Source organism: Streptomyces roseus (assembly GCF_001044425.1).
In the GTDB taxonomy this organism is placed as follows: domain Bacteria; phylum Actinomycetota; class Actinomycetes; order Streptomycetales; family Streptomycetaceae; genus Streptomyces; species Streptomyces roseus.
The window spans coordinates 1-18,809 of sequence record NZ_LFML01000064.1 but is presented as its reverse complement, the minus strand read 5'-3'; the positions used below and the strand labels follow the sequence as shown (position 1 = coordinate 18,809).

Annotated in this window: 14 protein-coding genes; 11 read left to right on the top strand and 3 right to left on the bottom strand. The window is 73.6% G+C overall.

The window, feature by feature from the left end; genetic code table 11:
* The 11 genes from ACS04_RS17005 to ACS04_RS16955 form a co-directional block, all read left to right on the top strand.
* Window positions 1-2,342, top strand: a 2,342-nt coding sequence (locus ACS04_RS17005) for a type IV secretory system conjugative DNA transfer family protein (RefSeq protein ID WP_048477479.1), incomplete at its 5' end; no start/stop codon positions are given.
* Between the two features lie 127 nt (window positions 2,343-2,469).
* Complete coding sequence (locus ACS04_RS17000; RefSeq protein WP_048477478.1) at window positions 2,470-4,050, top strand: PucR family transcriptional regulator; 1,581 nt, start codon at window positions 2,470-2,472, stop codon at window positions 4,048-4,050.
* Between the two features lie 161 nt (window positions 4,051-4,211).
* A complete protein-coding gene (locus tag ACS04_RS16995) occupies window positions 4,212-5,657 on the top strand; it encodes an aldehyde dehydrogenase family protein (protein ID WP_048477477.1) in 1,446 nt (481 codons plus the stop codon).
* Window positions 5,658-5,810: 153 nt separating this feature from the next.
* Window positions 5,811-7,754: an acyl-CoA dehydrogenase family protein gene (locus ACS04_RS16990; RefSeq protein ID WP_048477476.1), complete on the top strand. Its 1,944-nt coding sequence runs from the start codon at window positions 5,811-5,813 to the stop codon at window positions 7,752-7,754.
* A 113-nt stretch (window positions 7,755-7,867) separates the two neighbouring features.
* Window positions 7,868-9,214 (top strand): hypothetical protein, encoded by a 1,347-nt coding sequence (locus ACS04_RS16985; protein WP_158977313.1) that lies wholly within the window; start codon window positions 7,868-7,870, stop codon window positions 9,212-9,214.
* A gap of 21 nt (window positions 9,215-9,235) precedes the next feature.
* Complete coding sequence (gene dxr / locus ACS04_RS16980) at window positions 9,236-10,489, top strand: 1-deoxy-D-xylulose-5-phosphate reductoisomerase (protein WP_048477480.1); 1,254 nt, start codon at window positions 9,236-9,238, stop codon at window positions 10,487-10,489.
* On the top strand, window positions 10,486-11,787 hold the full coding sequence (locus ACS04_RS16975; RefSeq protein WP_048477474.1) for a M50 family metallopeptidase: 1,302 nt from the start codon (window positions 10,486-10,488) through the stop codon (window positions 11,785-11,787). Before dxr ends, ACS04_RS16975 begins: the two co-directional genes overlap by 4 nt.
* A gap of 186 nt (window positions 11,788-11,973) precedes the next feature.
* Window positions 11,974-13,131 carry a flavodoxin-dependent (E)-4-hydroxy-3-methylbut-2-enyl-diphosphate synthase gene (gene ispG, locus ACS04_RS16970; RefSeq protein ID WP_048477473.1) on the top strand — a complete coding sequence of 386 codons (1,158 nt, stop codon included), beginning with the start codon at window positions 11,974-11,976 and terminating at the stop codon, window positions 13,129-13,131.
* Window positions 13,132-13,300: 169 nt separating this feature from the next.
* A complete protein-coding gene (locus ACS04_RS16965; protein ID WP_209441710.1) occupies window positions 13,301-14,146 on the top strand; it encodes a GNAT family N-acetyltransferase in 846 nt (281 codons plus the stop codon).
* Between the two features lie 124 nt (window positions 14,147-14,270).
* Window positions 14,271-14,843 (top strand): GNAT family N-acetyltransferase, encoded by a 573-nt coding sequence (locus ACS04_RS16960; protein ID WP_048477471.1) that lies wholly within the window; start codon window positions 14,271-14,273, stop codon window positions 14,841-14,843.
* Between the two features lie 42 nt (window positions 14,844-14,885).
* Window positions 14,886-16,583: a proline--tRNA ligase gene (locus ACS04_RS16955; RefSeq protein ID WP_048477470.1), complete on the top strand. Its 1,698-nt coding sequence runs from the start codon at window positions 14,886-14,888 to the stop codon at window positions 16,581-16,583.
* 1 nt (window position 16,584) lies between these two features.
* Here the strand turns inward: ACS04_RS16955 and ACS04_RS16950 are convergent, their stop codons facing one another.
* The 3 genes from ACS04_RS16950 to ACS04_RS16940 all read right to left on the bottom strand — a co-directional run.
* The gene (locus ACS04_RS16950) at window positions 16,585-17,493 is read right to left on the bottom strand and encodes a slipin family protein (protein WP_048477469.1); all 909 of its coding nucleotides are present in this window, start codon (window positions 17,491-17,493) and stop codon (window positions 16,585-16,587) included.
* Between the two features lie 60 nt (window positions 17,494-17,553).
* Entirely contained in the window at window positions 17,554-18,456 is a 903-nt protein-coding gene (locus ACS04_RS16945; protein WP_048477468.1) for an aminoglycoside phosphotransferase family protein, read from the bottom strand.
* Between the two features lie 16 nt (window positions 18,457-18,472).
* Window positions 18,473-18,809 (bottom strand): DUF4439 domain-containing protein (locus ACS04_RS16940; protein ID WP_048477467.1); only part of this gene is annotated, 337 nt, incomplete at its 5' end.

Here is an 18,809-nt window from a genome sequence, read left to right as displayed (position 1 = left end):
GCCCCGCCGGACCGCCGCCCGCCCTCCCGCCCCGGCCGGCCAAGGCTCCGCCGCCCCCCGCCCACGCACCCCGCGCGGGCGCCGGCGGCGAGGCACCGGCCCCGTCCCCCTTCGCCGCCTGGCTGCGCACCCCCCGGCCGGCGGCCGAGCCGGGCGTCTGGCGTTACGGCCACACCCCAGCCCGGCCGAAGCCCGCCGGCTCCGACCGCTCCGTGCTGACCCGGGTCGTCATCGCCTTCCTCGTCTACTTCGTCTGCTGGCGGCTCTTCGTCGCCGGAGAGCTGCCCTTCCTGGGGGCTCCCCTCTATTTCTTCACCCCCGCCGGATGGTGGACCGACGGCCTGACGCGCGCCCCGGTCGACCACCGCGGCATGGCCGCCCTGGAACTCTACGAACTGCTCGGCACCGTGGGCATGTTCCTCGCCTTCGCCAAGGTGGGCGGCTGGCGGGCCGCCTTCGACCGGCTGGTCGCCGCCCGGGGCCCCTGGTACCGGGCGCTGGGTGCGGCGGCCGCCGCCCTCGTCGTGGTGCTGCTGATCGAGAACCAGACCCTGCCGGTGTACCCCCTGGCGTTCGGGCACCTACCGTACGCGCAGCTCGGGAGCACCGCCGCCTCGGTGATCACGTACGTCCTCTACGCCGTGGTCTACCTCCCCCTCATCCTCGTCTTCGGCCGTCTCGGAGGCTGGGCCGAGCTGGCGGCCGGCCTCCTGTCCCCGGCCGCTCCGCCCGCACCCGCCCCGGGCGGAGCGGCGGAGCCGGGAGGGCCCGAGGACCCGGTCGGCTGGCCGCAGCTGCGCGCCGCCGGACTGGGGGAGTCCGCCGACCGGCTGGCCGCCGACGCCGAAGCGGGCCGCATGAACGACGTCGACCTCGCCCGGATCCGCCGCGCGTGGGAGACCGTGGTGGTGGACCCCTCGCGCCGCAACGCCTTCGACCAGGCCGTGCGGGCCAAGGGCGCGGCCGCCTGCGGCCACCCCTCGGGCGCGCGCGACCTGCCCGTGCGCACCGCCTCCCACGACCTGGCCGTCGGGCAGGTCCGCCTCGGCCGGGTCACCGACGCCGAGCCCAACCCGTACGAGCGGCGCGGCACCTGGTTCGCGATGGACCCGCAGGTCCTCGGCACCTCGGTCCTCGCCGTCGGCCCCTCGGGCGCGGGGAAGACGAGCCTGCTGGTCAGGCCGGTCGTCGAATCCCTGGCGCTCCAGGCCCTCGCCGGACAGGCCGCCGTGATCGTCGTCGGCGCCGCCGGAAGCCCGCTGGGACCCGACGACGCCTACGACATCGTGGTCCGCCCCGGGGACCCCGCGTCCGTCCACGACCTCGACCTCTACGGCGGCACCACCGACCCCGACGAGGCCGCCTCGCTCCTCGCCGACGCCTTCGTCGGCGACGCGCCGGGGGGCGACGTACGCCGGGCCGCCACGGCCCTCGCCCAGCTCCTGGGCCCCTTCCGGGCCGCGTACGGCCGCTTCCCCACCATTGCCGAGCTGCGGGCGCTCCTCGACCAGATGCCGGACGCCCTCGCCGAACTGCGCCGGGAGCTGGAGAGCGCCGGGCACGAGGCGATGCTGCGCGAGCTCGACGCCCGGGTCCGCCAGCACAGCGCCCACGGCGATCCGGGCGCGGTCCTCGCCGACCGCGTGGCCCTCCTCGACCGGCCCGCCTTCCACGGTTTCTTCGACAGCGCCGCCGGCGGCCGGCCGTTCTCCATGCGCGCCCTCGAACACCCGATCCGGGTCCGCATCGACCTGCCGGAGCGCGGTCACCCGGACGCCTCCCGGCTGCTGGCCAGGCTGCTGCTCGTACAGTTCAACGCCTGCGCCGCGACCCGGGCCGACCGCTCCCTCTTCGCCTTCCTCGCCCTCGACGACGCCTCCCACACCCTCACCCCCGATGTCGTGCGCGCGGTCCAGAGGCTGCGCACCGCGAACGCCGGGGTCCTGCTCGCGCTGCGCACCCTGGACGACGTACCCGAAGCGCTCAGGACCCCGCTGCTCGGTGCGGTCGGCTGCCGCATCGCCTTCTCCGGCGTCACCACCTGGGACGGCAAGCGGTTCGCCGACGCCTGGGGCACCGAGCTGGTCGAGACGCGGGACGTCACGAGCCGGACGGTCTACGCCGACCAGCCCTTCACCCGGGCCGTGCACGCGGTGCGCAAGCTCATCACCGGCAAGGCCGTGACGACCGACGCGGTCACGGTGCGGCAGGTGGAGCGCGAGCGCTGGTCGGCCTCGGCCCTCGCCAACACCGTTCCCCCGGGGCACGCCGTGCTCTCGCTGACCTCGGTCAAGGGGGAGCGGGCGGCTCCGCTGCTGGTACGGCTGGTCTCCGCGGGCTGAGCCGACCCGTACGAGGTGGCAGAATCGAGGGGAGTCGTTCATACGACAAGGCGAAATTCCCATACGCCGCCCCCGCCCCCCTCCTTTCCGTCGTACCCCCTCCCTCCTCCAAGGCCCCTGGAACCCGATGCCGCTCACGCTCGCCTCACTCGTCCAGCACTCGGCGCTCAAGCTCAGCGTCCGGGCGGGGGAGGGCCGCCTCGACACCCCCGTGCGCTGGGCCCACGTCAGCGAGCTCGCCGATCCCGTCCCCTACATGGAGGGCGGCGAGCTGCTCCTGATCACCGCGATGAAGGTGGACGCGGAGGATCCCGAGGAGATGCGCCGCTACGTACGCCGCCTCGCCGCGGCCGGGGTCGTCGGCATCGGCTTCGCCGTCGGCGTGAACTACGAGGCGGTTCCCGACGCCCTGGTGGACGCCGCGCGGGCCGAGGACCTGCCGCTGCTGGAGGTGCCGCGCAGGACCCCGTTCCTCGCGATCAGCAAGGCCGTCTCGGCGGCGCTCGCGGCCGACCAGTACCGCGCGGTGACGGCCGGCTTCGAGGCGCAGCGCGAGCTGACCCGGGCCGCGCTCTCCGCCGACGGACCCGCCGAGCTGCTGGCGAGGCTGGCGGCGCACGTGCACGGCTGGGCGGCCCTGTACGACACCTCGGGCGCGGTGGTCGCGGCCGCCCCGGAGTGGGCCGCGCGGCGGGCCGCCCGGCTGACCCCCGACGTGGAGCGGCTGCGGGAGCGGCCGGCCCCCGCGAGCGCGGTGGTGGGCGGGTCGGAGGACCGGGTCGAGCTCCAGTCCCTCGGCACGGGACGGCGCGCCCGCGGCGCGCTCGCCGTCGGCACCGGGGCCCCGCTGGGCACGGCCGAGCGGTACGCGGTGCACTCGGCGGTGGCACTGCTGACCCTGACCACCGAGCGGTCGCGGTCGCTGCACGACGCCGAGTCGCGGCTGGGGGCGGCGGTGCTGCGGATGCTGCTGGACGGGGAGGCGGAGCACGCGAAGGCGGTGGCCGGTGACCTGTACGGGGCGCTGCTGGAGGCGCCGTTCCGGCTGATCGTGGCCGAGCCGGCGCTGGCGGGCACGGAGCAGCCGCAGGGGCTGGCGCTGCTGGCCGACGCGGTGGAGTCGGCGGCCGCCCGGGCGGGCGAGGCGCTGCTGGTGGTCCCGGAAGAAGGGCGGCTGGTGGTGCTGGCGGCTGACGGGGGCGCGGCGGTGCAGGCCTCCTTGGACCACGCGGAGGCGCTGGAGGCGCGGCGGGGGCGGGAGGCGACCGGTCCGGAGCCGGACGAACTGGTGGTCGGGCTGTCGGCCGCCGCGGGGCCCTCCGGGGTGGCGGCGGCGTTCAAACAGGCCGACCAGGCGCTGGCCGTGGCCCGGCGGCGGGGGCGGCCGATGGTGGAGCACGAGGACCTGGCGGCGGGCTCGGTGCTGCCGCTGCTCGCGGACGAGGCGGTACGGGCCTTCGCGGACGGCACGCTGCGGGCGCTGCGCGAGCACGACGAGAAGGGGCGCGGGGACCTGGTGGCCTCGCTGCGGGCCTGGCTCTCGCGGCACGGGCAGTGGGACGCGGCGGCGGCCGACCTCGGGGTGCACCGGCACACGCTGCGCTACCGGATGCGCAGGGTCGAGGAGATCCTCGGCCGCTCCCTCGACGACCCGGATGTCCGCATGGAGCTGTGGCTCGCCCTGAAGGCCACCTCGCCCGCCGCCTAGACACGCCCCGGGGGCGTCATGCCCGCGCCCCGCCCCGACACTGACAAAGCGGCGCGGGCGAGGCCGCGCACACTCCACCCCGGCTAAACGCCGAAACCCGGACGGAGTCCTACGGTGGAGGGGACAAGGACCCCGCACACACTCGAAGGGCCGGGATTCGCATGACTTCCACCCACGCCTTCTGGCTCGCCGGCCGCCAGGCCACCGGCGAGGACAGCTTCGACGTCCACTCCCCGTGGGACAACCGGCTCGTCGGCACCGTCAGCGTGCCCACCGACGCCCAGGTCGAAGAGGCCGTGGCCGCGGCGCACGCCGTGACGGCGGAGTTCTCCGCGACTCCCGCCCACGTCCGTGCCGCCGCCCTGGACCACGTGTCCAAGCGGCTCGCCGAGCGCACCGAGGAGATCGCCCAGCTGATCTCGGCCGAGAACGGCAAGCCCATCAAGTGGGCCCGCGGTGAGGTCGGCCGTGCGGTGTCCGTGTTCCGTTTCGCCGCCGAAGAGGCCCGCCGCTTCAACGGCGGAGAGGCCCAGCGCCTCGACACCGACGCCGGCGGCGTCGGCCGTCTCGCCCTGACCCGCCGCTTCGTCAAGGGCCCGGTCCTCGGCATCGCGCCGTTCAACTTCCCGCTGAACCTGTGCGCCCACAAGGTGGCCCCCGCCATCGCCGTCGGCGCGCCGATCATCCTGAAGCCGGCCCCGGCCACCCCGCTCTCCGGCCTGATCCTGGGCGAGCTGCTCGCCGAGACCGACCTCCCGGCCGGTTCCTGGTCGGTCCTGCCGGTCGCCAACGACAAGATGCCGGCCCTGGTGAAGGACGAGCGCCTGCCCGTCATCTCCTTCACCGGCTCCGACAAGGTCGGCTACGCCATCCAGCAGTCGGTGCCCCACAAGCACTGCACCCTGGAGCTCGGCGGCAACGCCGCCGCCGTGGTCCTGGACGACTGGTCCTCCGAGGCCGACCTCGACTGGGCCGCGACCCGTATCGCGACCTTCTCGAACTACCAGGCCGGCCAGTCCTGCATCTCCGTGCAGCGCGTGATCGCCGAGGCCTCCGTCTACGACCGCCTCGTCGAGAAGGTCGTCGAGAAGGTCCGCGCCCAGGTCACCGGTGACCCGTCCGACTCCGCCACCGACGTCGGCCCCCTCGTCTCCGAGGACGCCGCCAAGCGCGTGGAGTCCTGGGTCGACGAGGCCGTCTCCGCCGGGGCCAAGCTCCTCACCGGCGGCAAGCGCGAGGGCGCGTCGTACGAGCCGACCGTCATCGCCGACCTGCCGGCCGACACCACCCTCGCGGTCGAGGAGGTCTTCGGGCCGGTGCTGACGCTGACCAAGGTCGAGAACACCGACGAGGCCTTCGCCGCCGTCAACGACTCGAAGTTCGGCCTGCAGACCGGCGTCTTCACCCGCAACATCCAGACCGCGTTCCGCGCCCACCGGGAGCTGGAGGTCGGCGGCGTGATCGTCGGCGACGCGCCGTCCTACCGCGCCGACCAGATGCCGTACGGCGGCGTCAAGCAGTCGGGTGTCGGCCGCGAAGGTGTCCGCTACGCGATGGACGACTACACGTACGAGCGAGTCCTGGTCCTGACCGGCCTCGACATCTGATTCTCGTACGGCCAAAAAGCCGACGGCCGGAGCCTACTGTGCGGGGGCTCCGGCCGTCCCCCTTTTCCCGCGGGCGCGGATGGGGTACGACTCACAGGCAGCACCGGCCAGTAGGCCGGTGCCACCGACTCCTGCGGCGAGGTGAGCCCGCTCATGTCCGCAACACAGCCCGTACAGCCCAAGGTGACCGAGCGCGAGGCACGGCAGGTCGCGGAAGCGGCCCGGGAACAGGACTGGCGCAAGCCCAGCTTCGCCAAGGAACTCTTCCTCGGGCACTTCCGGCTCGACCTGATCCACCCGCACCCGATGCCCGCGGACGAGGACGTCCGGCGCGGCGAGGCCTTCCTGGCCCGGCTGCGGGCGTTCTGCGAGACCGAGATCGACGGTGCGCGCATCGAGCGCGAGGCCAAGATCCCCGACGAGACCGTGCGCGGGCTCAAGGAACTCGGCGCCCTCGGCATGAAGATCGACCCCAAGTACGGGGGCCTGGGCCTGACCCAGGTGTACTACAACAAGGCGCTGGCCCTCGTCGGCTCCGTCAGCCCCGCCATCGGGGCCCTGCTCTCCGCGCACCAGTCGATCGGCGTCCCGCAGCCGCTGAAGATGTTCGGCACGCAGGAGCAGAAGGAGACCTTCCTGCCGCGCTGCGCGACCACCGCCATCAGCGCCTTCCTGCTCACCGAGCCGGACGTCGGCTCCGACCCGGCGCGCCTGGCCACCACCGCCGTACCGGACGGTGACGACGCCTACGTCCTCGACGGGGTGAAGCTCTGGACCACCAACGGGGTCGTCGCGGACCTGCTGGTGGTGATGGCCCGCGTGCCGAAGTCGGAGAACCACCGCGGCGGGATCACCGCCTTCGTCGTCGAGGCCGATTCCCCCGGCATCACCGTCGAGCACCGCAACGCCTTCATGGGCCTGCGCGGCCTGGAGAACGGCGTCACCCGCTTCCACGGGGTGCGGGTGCCCGCCGCGCAGCGCATCGGCGCCGAGGGAGCCGGCCTGAAGATCGCGCTGACCACGCTGAACACCGGCCGGCTGTCCCTGCCCGCCATGTGCGTCGGCGCCGGCAAGTGGTGCCTGAAGATCGCCCGCGAATGGTCCGCCGTCCGCGAGCAGTGGGGCCGCCCGGTCGCCCGGCACGAGGCCGTCGGCGCCAAGGTCTCGTTCATCGCCGCCACCACCTTCGCCCTCGAAGCCGTCGTGGACCTGGCCTCCCAGATGGCCGACGAGGACCGCAACGACATCCGCATCGAGGCCGCCCTCGCCAAGCTCTACGGCAGCGAGATGGCCTGCCTGATGGCCGACGAGCTCGTCCAGATCCGCGGCGGGCGCGGCTTCGAGACCGCCGCGTCGCTGGCCGCCCGCGGCGAGCGGGCCGTCCCCGCCGAGCAGATGCTGCGCGACCTGCGCATCAACCGCATCTTCGAGGGCTCCACCGAGATCATGCACCTGCTGATCGCCCGCGAGGCCGTCGACGCCCACCTGTCGGTCGCCGGCGACCTCATCGACCCCGAGAAGGCGCTCGGCGACAAGGCCAGGGCCGGGGCCCGGGCCGCCGGGTTCTACGCCCGCTGGCTGCCCAAGCTGGCCGCCGGCCCCGGCCACGTCCCCGGCACGTACCGGGCCTTCCACCCGGCCGGCCACCCCGACCTCTCGGTCCACCTTCGCTACGTCGAGCGCAGCGCCCGCAAACTCGCCCGGTCCACCTTCTACGCGATGTCCCGCTGGCAGGGCCGCATGGAGACCAAGCAGGGCTTCCTCGGCCGGATCGTCGACATCGGCGCCGAACTCTTCGCGATGAGCGCGGCCTGCGTGCGCGCCGAGCACCTGCGGGCCGGCGGGGAGCACGGACGCGAGGCCTACCAGCTGGCCGACGCCTTCTGCCGGCAGTCCCGGATCCGCGTCGAGGAGCTCTTCGGCCGGCTCTGGTCCAACACCGACGACCTGGACCGCAAGGTCGTCGCGGGGGTGCTCTCCGGCACCTACACCTGGCTCGAGGAGGGCGTGCTCGACCCCTCGGGGGACGGCCCCTGGATCGCGGACGCCGCTCCCGGCCCCTCGACCCGCGAAAACGTGCACCGCCCCCTGCGCTGACCTGAGAGGATCGGCATCAGGCGCACCGATGTACAGGTGTGCGGGCGTACGGGTGTACGAGTACGGGTAGGCGTGCGCGTACGCCCACCGGCACGAGGGCAAGGCGGACAGCGATGTCGACGGCCGTGGAAGACCGTGGCAGCCGGCGACTGGCCTGGTGCGTGGCGCACGTCCTGCGCCACGCACCGGACCACATCGCCCTGGACCTGCTGGGCCGGCTCGACCGGCCGACCCGCAAGTACCTGTGCCGCGACGAGTGGCTCCCCGCCTCGGCCGTGACGCTGCTCCTGCGCCACGGCACCGAGGCCGACCGCCACTTCATCGCCCGCAACCCCCGCGTCGTCGGGCGGCCCCTGCCCGGCCTGCCCGGCCCCGCCCGGTACGCCCGCCGCCGGACCCCGCCCGAACTGCTGCCCGTACTGCGCGCGGAGCTCGGCCGGGACCCCGCCCTCGCGCCCCTGACCGGCGGGGAGCTGATCGGCCTGATGCGCCGGCACGGCATGCGCAGGCCCCGCGCCGCCCTCGATGTCCTGTGCCTGCCGTACGCGCTGGACCCGGCGGAGCTCGCCGCCGAGCACGCCCGGCAGCCGCTGCCGGCGGGCGCCGTCGAGGCGCTGCTGCTCGTCGCGGAGCTGCCCGGGGAGGCCGTCCGCGCGCTGCTGGCCACCCCTGCCGCCGTCCGGGACGGGCGCTCCCGGCACCGGCCCGCCGTCCGAGCGGTCCGCATGGGCCGGCTCACCCACGAGGAGCTCGTCGCCTGCGTGGCCCCGGCCCGCCACACGCTGCTCCTCGGCCACCTGCCGCCCGGTCCGGGCCTGCGCTGGACGCTGCCCGAACAGGCCGGCATGCGGACGGCCGTCACCCGGGCGCTGACCCCGCTGGGGGACGACCCCCGGCTCTGGTCCGAACTGCTGCGGCACGCCCCCGCCTTCGCGGGGCCCCTGCCGGAGCTGGTGGCCGCCGTGGTCGACGGAGGGGCTGCCCGGCCGCGCGGCGCGGCCGACGCCGCCCCCGCGGAACCCGACGAGGCCCTCGTACGGGCCGTGCGCCACCTGGCCCCGGCGGCCGCCGGGCCGGCGACCGGGGGAGTGGAGCGGGAACTCGCCCTGGCCAGCCTCGCCGTCCCCATGGAGACCGTGCAGGAGGACATCCGCTGGGTGCGGGACTGCCTGGACCGCTCCCTGCTCACCGGCGCCGACGTGGTCCGCCACAAACTGCCCGCCTGCTGGGCCCTGGACGAGGACCACTGGCTCGGTGAGGTGGACCACCCCGACCGGCACGACCACCCGCAGGCCGTGCTCGCCGCCCGCGCCGAGGCGGACCGGCTCTTCGCGCTGGCCCTCGGCGAGGACCCGGAGGCCTGGTGGCGGGTGGCCCGCGCCCTCCCCGACTTCGCCGGAACCCTCCCGCACCTGCTGCTGCGGGTCACCGACGGGGGCTCCGTGTCCACGCGTTCCTGAGTTGCGGCAACAATGGGGGGCATGAGCGACCGCCCAGCCCCCCTCGCCGATCCGCACCTCCTCTTCGACCCCGCGGCCGGCCGGCGGGACATCGTCATCCTCGGATCCACCGGTTCCATCGGGACCCAGGCCATCGACCTCGCCCTGCGCAACCCGGACCGGTTCCGGGTGACCGCGCTGTCCGCCGCCGGCGGGCGCGTCGGGCTGCTGGCCGAGCAGGCCCGCCGGCTGCGGGTGAACACCGTGGCCGTCGCCCGCGAAGACGCCGTACCGGCCCTGAAGGAAGCCCTGAACGTCCAGTACGGCGCTTCGGAGCCGCTGCCCGAGATCCTGGCGGGGCCCGACGCGGCGACCGAGCTCGCCGCCTCCGAGTGCCACACCGTCCTCAACGGCATCACCGGCTCCATCGGCCTCGCGCCCACCCTCGCCGCGCTGCGCGCCGGCCGGACCCTGGCCCTGGCCAACAAGGAGTCGCTGATCGTCGGCGGCCCGCTGGTCAAGGCCCTCGCGAAGCCCGGCCAGATCATCCCGGTCGACTCCGAGCACGCGGCCCTCTTCCAGGCGCTCGCCGCCGGCACCCGGGCCGACGTGCGCAAGCTCGTGGTCACCGCCTCCGGCGGGCCCTTCCGCGGCCGTACCCGCGCCGAGCTGGCCGAGGTCACCGTCGCGGACGCCCTCGCCCACCCCACCTGGGCCATGGGCCCGGTGATCACCATCAACTCGGCGACGCTGGTCAACAAGGGGCTGGAGGTCATCGAGGCGCACCTGCTCTACGACATCCCCTTCGACCGCATCGAGGTCGTGGTCCATCCGCAGTCCTACGTCCACTCGATGGTGGAGTTCTCGGACGGCTCCACGCTCGCCCAGGCCACCCCGCCGGACATGCGCGGCCCCATCGCGATCGGTCTCGGCTGGCCCGAGCGGATCCCGGACGCGGCCCCCGCCTTCGACTGGACCAAGGCCTCGACCTGGGAGTTCTTCCCCCTCGACACCGAGGCCTTCCCCTCGGTGGGACTGGCCCGGCACGTGGGCGCCCTGGGCTCCACCGCCCCCGCGGTGTTCAATGCGGCGAACGAGGAGTGCGTCGAGGCGTTCCTGGCCGGTCGGCTGCCGTTCACAGCAATCATGGATACGGTCTCTGCCGTGGTCGATGAGCACGGAACGCCGGACGCGGGAACTTCCCTGACGGTCGCGGACGTCCTCGAAGCGGAGACCTGGGCCAGGGCCCGGGCACAGGAGATGGCGGCGCGGGCCGCCGTGGAGGCGCGCGCATGACAGCACTCATGACGGTGCTCGGAATACTCATCTTCGTATTCGGGCTGCTCGTCTCCATCGCGTGGCACGAGCTGGGCCACCTCTCCACGGCCAAGCTCTTCGGCATCCGCGTGCCCCAGTACATGGTCGGATTCGGCCCGACCATCTGGTCGCGGAAGAAGGGCGAGACCGAGTACGGGATCAAGGCCATCCCGATGGGCGGCTACATCCGCATGATCGGGATGTTCCCGCCCGGCGAGGACGGCAGGGTGACCGCCCGCTCGACCTCCCCGTTCCGCTCGATGATCGAGGACGCGCGCTCGGCGGCCTACGAGGAGCTCCAGGCCGGCGACGACACGCGGCTGTTCTACACGCGCAGGCCGTGGAAGCGCGTGATCGTGATGTTCGCGGGCCCGTTCATGAACCTGGTGCTGGCGCTGGCGATCTTCTTCGGCGTCTGGATGAGCTTCGGCATCAACCAGACGACCACGCAGGTCGCGACCGTCTCGCCGTGCGTCATCCAGCAGAGCGAGAAGCGCGAGGTCTGCAAGGACGGCGACCCGGTCGCCCCGGCCAAGGCCGCCGGGCTCCGGGCGGGTGACCGGATCGTGGCGTTCAACGGCCACAAGGTGACCGACTGGGCCGCCCTGCAGAAGCGGATCCGCGACACCATCGGCCCCGCCACCGTCACGGTGGTCCGCGACGGGCAGCAGCAGACCCTCCCGGTCAAGCTGATCGAGAACAAGGTCGCCAGGACGGACGGCCACGGCGGATACGTCAAGGGCGAGTTCGTGACGGCCGGCTGGCTCGGCTTCAGCCCGAAGACCGAGATCGCGCCGCTGTCCTTCGGGCAGTCCGTGGACCACATGGGCGAGGTCGCCGACAACAGCGTCCAGGGGCTGCTCCAGCTGCCCGCCAAGATCCCGGCGCTGTGGAACGCGGCGTTCAGCGGAGCCGAGCGCGAGCCCGACTCGCCGATGGGCATCGTCGGCGCGGCCCGGATCAGCGGCGAGATCGCCACCCTGGACATCCCGGCCGAACAGCGGCTGGTGTTCTTCCTCCAGCTCGTCGGGTTCTTCAACCTCTCGCTGTTCCTCTTCAACATGCTCCCGCTGCTGCCGCTGGACGGCGGTCACATCGCGGGCGCCCTGTGGGAATCGGTCCGGCGCACGGTGGCGCGCGTGTTCCGCCGCCCCGACCCCGGCCCGTTCGACGTGGCGAAGCTGATGCCCGCCGCGTACGTGGTGGCCGGAGTGTTCGTCTGCTTCACGCTGCTCGTGCTCGTGGCCGACGTGGTGAACCCGATCAAGATCACCTAGTACGTCCGCAGGCGGGCGGGGGCGTACGCGAGCCGTACGGGAGCCGGGCACGCTTCGTGCCCGGCTCCCTACGTTCGGGTGTTCCCGCCCCTCGGATGCGTGGACGGCCCTTTGGTTGGCGTAATCTCGAAGCCTGGAGCCCGCCGATCTCGGGACCTTGATCCACACCTTGGGGTTGCACAGCAGATGACTGCCATCTCTCTCGGAATGCCGGCCGTGCCGACGAAGCTTGCCGACCGCAGGGTCAGCCGCAAGATCCAGGTCGGCTCGGTGGCCGTCGGCGGCGACTCACAGATCTCGGTGCAGTCGATGACGACCACCAGGACCTCCGACATCGGCGCCACGCTCCAGCAGATCGCAGAGCTGACCGCCTCCGGCTGCGACATCGTGCGCGTGGCCTGCCCCACGCAGGACGACGCCGACGCGCTGGCCGTGATCGCGAAGAAGTCGCAGATCCCGGTCATCGCCGACATCCACTTCCAGCCCAAGTACGTGTTCGCCGCGATCGACGCCGGCTGCGCCGCCGTCCGCGTGAACCCGGGCAACATCAAGCAGTTCGACGACAAGGTCAAGGAGATCGCGCGGGCCGCCAAGGACGCGGGCACCCCGATCCGCATCGGCGTCAACGCCGGCTCCCTCGACGCGCGGCTGCTCAAGAAGTACGGCAAGGCCACCCCCGAGGCGCTCGTCGAGTCCGCGCTGTGGGAGGCCTCCCTCTTCGAGGAGCACGGCTTCAGCGACATCAAGATCTCGGTCAAGCACAACGACCCGGTCGTCATGGTCAACGCCTACCGCCAGCTCGCCGCCCAGTGCGAGTACCCCCTGCACCTCGGTGTCACCGAGGCCGGCCCCGCCTTCCAGGGCACCATCAAGTCCGCCGTCGCCTTCGGCGCGCTGCTCTCCGAGGGCATCGGCGACACGATCCGCGTCTCGCTGTCGGCCCCGCCGGTCGAGGAGGTCAAGGTCGGCATCCAGATCCTGGAGTCGCTGAACCTCAAGCCGCGCCGCCTGGAGATCGTCTCCTGCCCGTCCTGCGGCCGCGCCCAGGTGGACGTCTACAAGCTGGCCGAGGAGGTCACGGCGGGCCTCACGGGCATGGAGGTCCCGCTGCGCGTCGCGGTCATGGGCTGCGTCGTGAACGGCCCGGGCGAGGCCCGCGAGGCCGACCTCGGCGTCGCCTCCGGCAACGGCAAGGGCCAGATCTTCGTGAAGGGCGAGGTCATCAAGACCGTCCCCGAGTCGAAGATCGTGGAGACCCTCATCGAAGAGGCCATGAAGATCGCCGAGCAGATGGAGAAGGACGGCATCGCCTCCGGCGAGCCCACCGTCGCCATCGGCGTCTGAGCACCGCGCCCGCCGGGCCCCCAGCCCGGCCCCCGCACGCACCGGCCCCGGCCCCGTTCCCGCAGCTCGCGGGCGGGGCCGGGGCCCTTTCGTGACCCGTGGGACCAGGCATCCTCCGGTGACGGCGGGTACAGTGCGGAGATCAGCAGACTTGTATGGTGAGGCCCCAGTGTTGACGCAGACCACCACCCGGGTCCTTGAGCCCAGTGATCTCGACGCCGCCCTCGAAGTCCTCGGACGCGAGCCGGTCGAGAACGCTTTCGTCACCTCCCGGGTCCAGGTCGCCGGACTCGACCCGTGGCGGCTGGGCGGCGAGATGTGGGGCTACTACGCCGACGGCCGGCTTCGCTCCCTCTGCTACGCGGGCGCCAACCTGGTCCCCGTCTGCGCCGAACCCGACGCCGTCCGCGCCTTCGCCGACCGGGCCCGCCGTACCGGCCGCCGCTGCTCCTCGATCGTCGGCCCCGCCGAGGCCACCCGGCTGCTGTGGCGGATCCTGGAGCCCAGCTGGGGACCCGCCCGCGACGTCCGCTCCCACCAGCCGCTCATGGTCACCGAGCAGCCGTCCGCCGACGTGCGCCCCGACCCGCTCGTGCGGCGGATCCGCAAGGACGAGATGGACCTGATCATGCCCGCCTGCGTGGCCATGTTCACCGAAGAGGTCGGCGTCTCGCCGATGGCGGGCGACGGCGGGCTGCTCTACCAGGCCCGCGTCGCCGAGCTGGTCGCCGGCGGCCGCTCCTTCGCCCGGATCGAGGACGGCAAGGTCGTCTTCAAGGCCGAGATCGGCGCCGCGACCTCCCGCGCCTGCCAGATTCAGGGCGTGTGGGTCGCCCCCGAGTTCCGCGGCCGCGGGCACTCCGAGACCGGCATGGCCGCCGTCGTCGACTTCGCGCTGCGCGACGTCGCCCCCGTCGTCAGCCTCTACGTGAACGACTTCAACACCGCCGCCCGCGCCGCCTACCGCCGCGTCGGCTTCCGCGAGGTGGGCGCGTTCATGAGCGTGCTGTTCTGAGTTCACGAGCGTGCTGTGCCCACAGGAACGCGCCGCTCGCGGCCGGTCGGCCCCTCGCCCCCGCGTGTCCGGTACCTGTGGGGGCGCGAGGACGTGAGCGGGGGGTGCCCAGTAAGGTCGCGGCATGCTGCCTACCCCCGAGGGCGACGGCCCCGACCGGCCCGCCGGACTCCGCATCGGCCCCCTCGACCTCGCGGACCGCGTGGACGAGGCCCTGCGCGTGCAGGCCGTGGCCTTCGGGCTCAGCGCGGAGGAGGTGGGCATCCGGCGCTACATCGTGCAGCGCCACATGGCCTGCCGCGGAGCCCGCGCCCTCGGCGCGTTCACCGAGGACGGGGCCCTCGCGGGCTTCGTGTACGGCATGCCCAACGACCGGGCGTACTGGTGGTCCTCGGTCGTCGAACCGTATCTGCGGGCCGAGGGGCAGAGCGGCTGGCTCGACGGCTCCTTCGTCATCACCGAGCTGCACGTCCACCCCGGGTTCCAGGGCCGCGGCGTCGGCCGCGCCCTCATCACCCGGCTCACCGACGCCGCCGCGGAACCCCGCTCCATCCTCTCCGCCATCGACACCGAGAGCCCGGCCCGCGGGCTCTACCGCGCCCTCGGCTACACGGACCTGGCCCGGCAGGTCCACTTCCCGAGCGCGAGCCTGCCGTACGCCGTGATGGGCGCGCCGCTGCCGCTGCGCCGCCCCTGAAACGGTTTCCGGGGGGCGCCGCGCCCCCGGTAGCCTCCCGGCATGTCATCGCAACACGTGCAGCGCATGTCCCGCCTCATGGCCAAGACCCTCCGCGAGGACCCGGCCGACGCCGAGACCCTGAGCCACCGGCTCCTCGTCCGCGCCGGATACGTCCGCCGCAGCTCCGCCGGCGTGTGGACCTGGCTGCCGCTCGGCAAGAAGGTCCTCGACAACGTCTCGCGCATCGTCCGCGAGGAGATGGACGCCATCGGTGCCCAGGAGGTGCTGCTCCCGGCGCTGCTGCCCAAGGAGCCGTACGAGGTCAGCGGGCGCTGGTCGGAGTACGGGGACCTGCTTTTCCGGCTCAAGGACCGCAAGGGCGCGGACTACCTGCTCGGCCCCACCCACGAGGAGATCTTCACCCTCGTGGTGAAGGACCAGTGCACGTCCTACAAGGACCTGCCCGTCATGCTCTACCAGATCCAGACCAAGTACCGCGACGAGGCCCGCCCCCGCTCCGGCGTGCTGCGCGGCCGGGAATTCCAGATGAAGGACTCGTACTCCTTCGACGTGAGCGACGAGGGGCTCGCCGAGTCCTACGCCCTCCACCGGGCCGCCTACCAGCGGATCTTCGAGCGCCTCGGCCTGGACCACCGCATCGTGTCCGCGGTCTCGGGCGCGATGGGCGGCTCGGCGTCGGAGGAGTTCCTCGCACCCGCCGCGGCGGGCGAGGACACCTTCGTGGACTGCCCGTCCTGCGACTACGCGGCGAACACCGAGGCCGTGACCTTCGCCCTGGTCCCGGTGGAGGCCGAGCACCCCGCGATCGAGGAGGTCGACACCCCCGACACCCCGACGATCGAGACCCTCGCCGCGCACCTCGGCGTGCCCGCGTCGGCCACGCTGAAGAACCTCCTGGTGAAGGTCGACGGCGAGATCACGGCCGTGGGCGTACCCGGCGACCGCGAGGTGGACCTCGGCAAGCTGGGCGAGCATCTGGCCCCGGCCGTGGTGGAGTTGGTGACCGCCGAGGACTTCGCCGACCGCCCCGACCTGGTACGCGGCTACGTCGGCCCGCAGGGCCTCGGCAAGGTCCGCTACCTCGCCGACCCCCGCGTCGCGCCCGGCACTTCGTGGGTGACCGGCGCCAACAAGGCCGACACGCACGCCCGGAACGTGGTCTGCGGACGGGACTTCGAGGTCGACCGGTACCTCGACGTGGTCGTCGTCGAGCCCGGCGACCCCTGCCCGCGCTGCGGCGCCGGGCTCCGGCTGGACCGGGCGATCGAGATCGGGCACATCTTCCAGCTGGGCCGCAAGTACGCCGACGCGTTCGGGCTGGACGTGCTCGGACGCGAGGGCAAGCCGGTGCGGGTCACGATGGGCTCGTACGGCATCGGCGTCTCGCGGGCGGTGGCCGCGCTGGCCGAACAGAGCGCCGACGAGAAGGGCCTGGCCTGGCCCGCGGCGGTGGCACCGGCCGACGTCCACGTGGTGGCGGCGGGCAAGGCCGTACAGCTCGCGCTGGCCGAGCGGGCGGCCGAAACCCTCGCGGGGTCCGGGCTGCGGGTCCTGCTGGACGACCGCGCGGGCCTCTCCCCGGGCGTGAAGCTCACGGACGCCGAGCTGATCGGCGTCCCGTGGATCCTGGTGGCGGGCCGCCGCTCCGCCGACGAGGTGGTCGAGCTCCAGCACCGCGCCACGGGCACCCGCGAGGAACTCCCCCTGGCCGAGGCCCTCGCCCGCCTGACGGCGTAGCTCAGTCCGCCTGCGGTCGGCCTTCCGGTCCGTCCTGCGCCCCGGGGCCGTCCCCGGTGACCCGGGGCAGGGGCGGGGGAGGGGGCGGCGGCGCGCCGGCCTCGGGCGGGGCCTGCGGGGCCTGCGGCGTCGTCTCCGCCCCGCCCGGCGGCGGGGCCGCGCGCTCCAGGAAGCGCAGCAGCTCCACCGGGAACGGCAGGACCAGGGTGGAGTTCTTCTCGGCGGCCACCGCCACCACCGTCTGCAACAGCCGCAGTTGCAACGCCGCCGGCTGCTCCGACATCACCGCCGCCGCCTCCGCCAGCTTCCTCGAAGCCTGCAGCTCCGCATCGGCGTTGATGACGCGTGCCCGCCGCTCGCGGTCCGCCTCCGCCTGCCGGGCCATCGACCGCTTCATCGTCTCCGGCAGCGAGACGTCCTTGATCTCGACCCGGTCGATCTGCACGCCCCACCCCACCGCCGGACTGTCGATCATCAGCTCCAGCCCCTGGTTCAGCTGCTCCCGGTTGGACAGCAGGTCGTCCAGGTCGGACTTGCCGATGATGGAACGCAGCGAGGTCTGCGCCATCTGGGAGACCGCGAAGCGGTAGTCCTCGACCTCGATGACCGCGTTCGCCGGGTCCACGACCTTGAAGTACACGACCGCGTCCACCCGCACCGTGACGTTGTCCCGGGTGATGCCCTCCTGGGCGGGCACGGGCAGCGTCACGATCTGCATGTTCACCTTGTGCAGGCGGTCGACGAACGGGAGGATCATGGTGAAGCCCGGCCCCCGGATCCCCTCCCGCAGACGGCCGAAGCGGAAGACCAGACCCCGCTCGTACTGCCGCACCACGCGCGCGGCCACGCCCGCGTACACCGCGATGCCCGCGGCAGCCCCGATTCCCGCTGCCACCAGTTCCTGGACCATGACGGCCTCCCGCGAGGCACCGGCCGGAATCCACAAGGCACCCCGTACCTACGGTATGCCCTACAACCAGGCCGCGAATTCCAGCAGCAGCTCGGCCTCCCGGCGCCGCCCCGCGGCCAGCGCCCGGTTGCCGGACTCCACCGCGCGGAACAGCGTCCAGCCGCGCAGCCGCTCCCGGTCCACCTCCAGGGAGTCGGCCAGCTTGTTCACGCGCCGCCGGGCTCCCGCCGCCCCCGCGGAGGAGGCGACCTGGTCCTCCAGCCGGTCCCGTACCAGTCGGGCCAGGTCGTAGGCGCGCTCGCCGACCATCGGATCGGGGCCCACGGTCAGCCAGGGCGCCCGCTCGCCCGCCAGCACCTTGCCCTGCCGGAAGTTCCCGTGCAGCAGCAGCTCCTCGCCGGGCAGCGCCGTCAGCTCCTCGCGGACCGCGAGCGCCGCCGAGGCCAGCGCCGCGACCTCCGGCGGGGCCTTGCGCAGGACCTCCGCCTCCCGGGCCGTGCGCTGCGTCACCGTCTCGAAGGGATGCCCGGCCGGCGGGGCCACCCACAGTCTGCGCAGCGTCCCGCACGCCTCCAGCAGGGCCTTCGCCTGCGGGAGCGAACGCAGCGACACCTCCGGGTGGAGCCGCTCCAGCAGCAGCGCCCCGTCCTCCCCGTGATGGCGGGTGTCGAGGACCCGTACCGACCCGAAACCGCCCCAGTGCGCCAGCGCCGCCAGCTCCCGGTCGGGGCGGGCCCGCGGGGGAGCCAGCTTCAGCGCGGCCGGGGTGCCGTCGGCGTAGTGGACGAGGAGGACCAGGCTGCTCCGGCCGCCCGGGGCCTGCACGCGCTGGGCCCGCACCCCACGCCGTGCCAGCGCCTCCTCGGCGAGCCGGGGCAACTGCCCCAGCCAGTCCGCGTTCTGCGCCGAATCCGGCGTCTCGCCGAGCGCCCGTACAAGCCGCTGCGGCGGTTCGAAAGCCATGCGTGCGTGATCCCTTTCAGCTGGTCCCGGCTCGTTCTCCACGTTCCGTGAGCCCAGGGAAGGCTACGCCGACCCCGCGCCAGCGCGCCGCGCGCAGGGCCGCGGCACTCAGCGCGTCGGCGGCCTCGCGCCGCAGCCGGCCGTCCGCGGCCCGCACGAGATCGGAGTACGCGCCCGCCACCCGGTCCTCGATCTCGGCTGCCAGCCGTTCGGCGTCGGCCGGGCCGCGTACCTCGAAGGGCAGCGCGTACGCCGCCTCGGCGGGCCGCGGCGAGCCGCCCAGCTCGCGTACGGTCCGGGCGAGCGCGTCCCTGCGGGCGAGGTGGCCGCCGTACGCCTCGCGGGCCTCGGCC

What these genes read in the sequence shown, in the direction of transcription:
- ACS04_RS16995 (WP_048477477.1), top strand. Translation starts at nt 4,212, where the DNA reads ATGACTTCCACCCACGCCTTCTGGCTCGCCGGCCGCCAGGCCACCGGC.
- ACS04_RS16990 (WP_048477476.1), top strand. Translation starts at nt 5,811, where the DNA reads ATGTCCGCAACACAGCCCGTACAGCCCAAGGTGACCGAGCGCGAGGCA.
- ACS04_RS16945 (WP_048477468.1), bottom strand. Translation starts at nt 18,456, where the DNA reads ATGGCTTTCGAACCGCCGCAGCGGCTTGTACGGGCGCTCGGCGAGACG.
- ACS04_RS16955 (WP_048477470.1), top strand. Translation starts at nt 14,886, where the DNA reads ATGTCATCGCAACACGTGCAGCGCATGTCCCGCCTCATGGCCAAGACC.
- ACS04_RS16985 (WP_158977313.1), top strand. Translation starts at nt 7,868, where the DNA reads ATGTCGACGGCCGTGGAAGACCGTGGCAGCCGGCGACTGGCCTGGTGC.
- ACS04_RS17000 (WP_048477478.1), top strand. Translation starts at nt 2,470, where the DNA reads ATGCCGCTCACGCTCGCCTCACTCGTCCAGCACTCGGCGCTCAAGCTC.
- ACS04_RS16960 (WP_048477471.1), top strand. Translation starts at nt 14,271, where the DNA reads ATGCTGCCTACCCCCGAGGGCGACGGCCCCGACCGGCCCGCCGGACTC.
- ACS04_RS16975 (WP_048477474.1), top strand. Translation starts at nt 10,486, where the DNA reads ATGACAGCACTCATGACGGTGCTCGGAATACTCATCTTCGTATTCGGG.
- ispG (WP_048477473.1), top strand. Translation starts at nt 11,974, where the DNA reads ATGACTGCCATCTCTCTCGGAATGCCGGCCGTGCCGACGAAGCTTGCC.
- dxr (WP_048477480.1), top strand. Translation starts at nt 9,236, where the DNA reads ATGAGCGACCGCCCAGCCCCCCTCGCCGATCCGCACCTCCTCTTCGAC.
- ACS04_RS16950 (WP_048477469.1), bottom strand. Translation starts at nt 17,493, where the DNA reads ATGGTCCAGGAACTGGTGGCAGCGGGAATCGGGGCTGCCGCGGGCATC.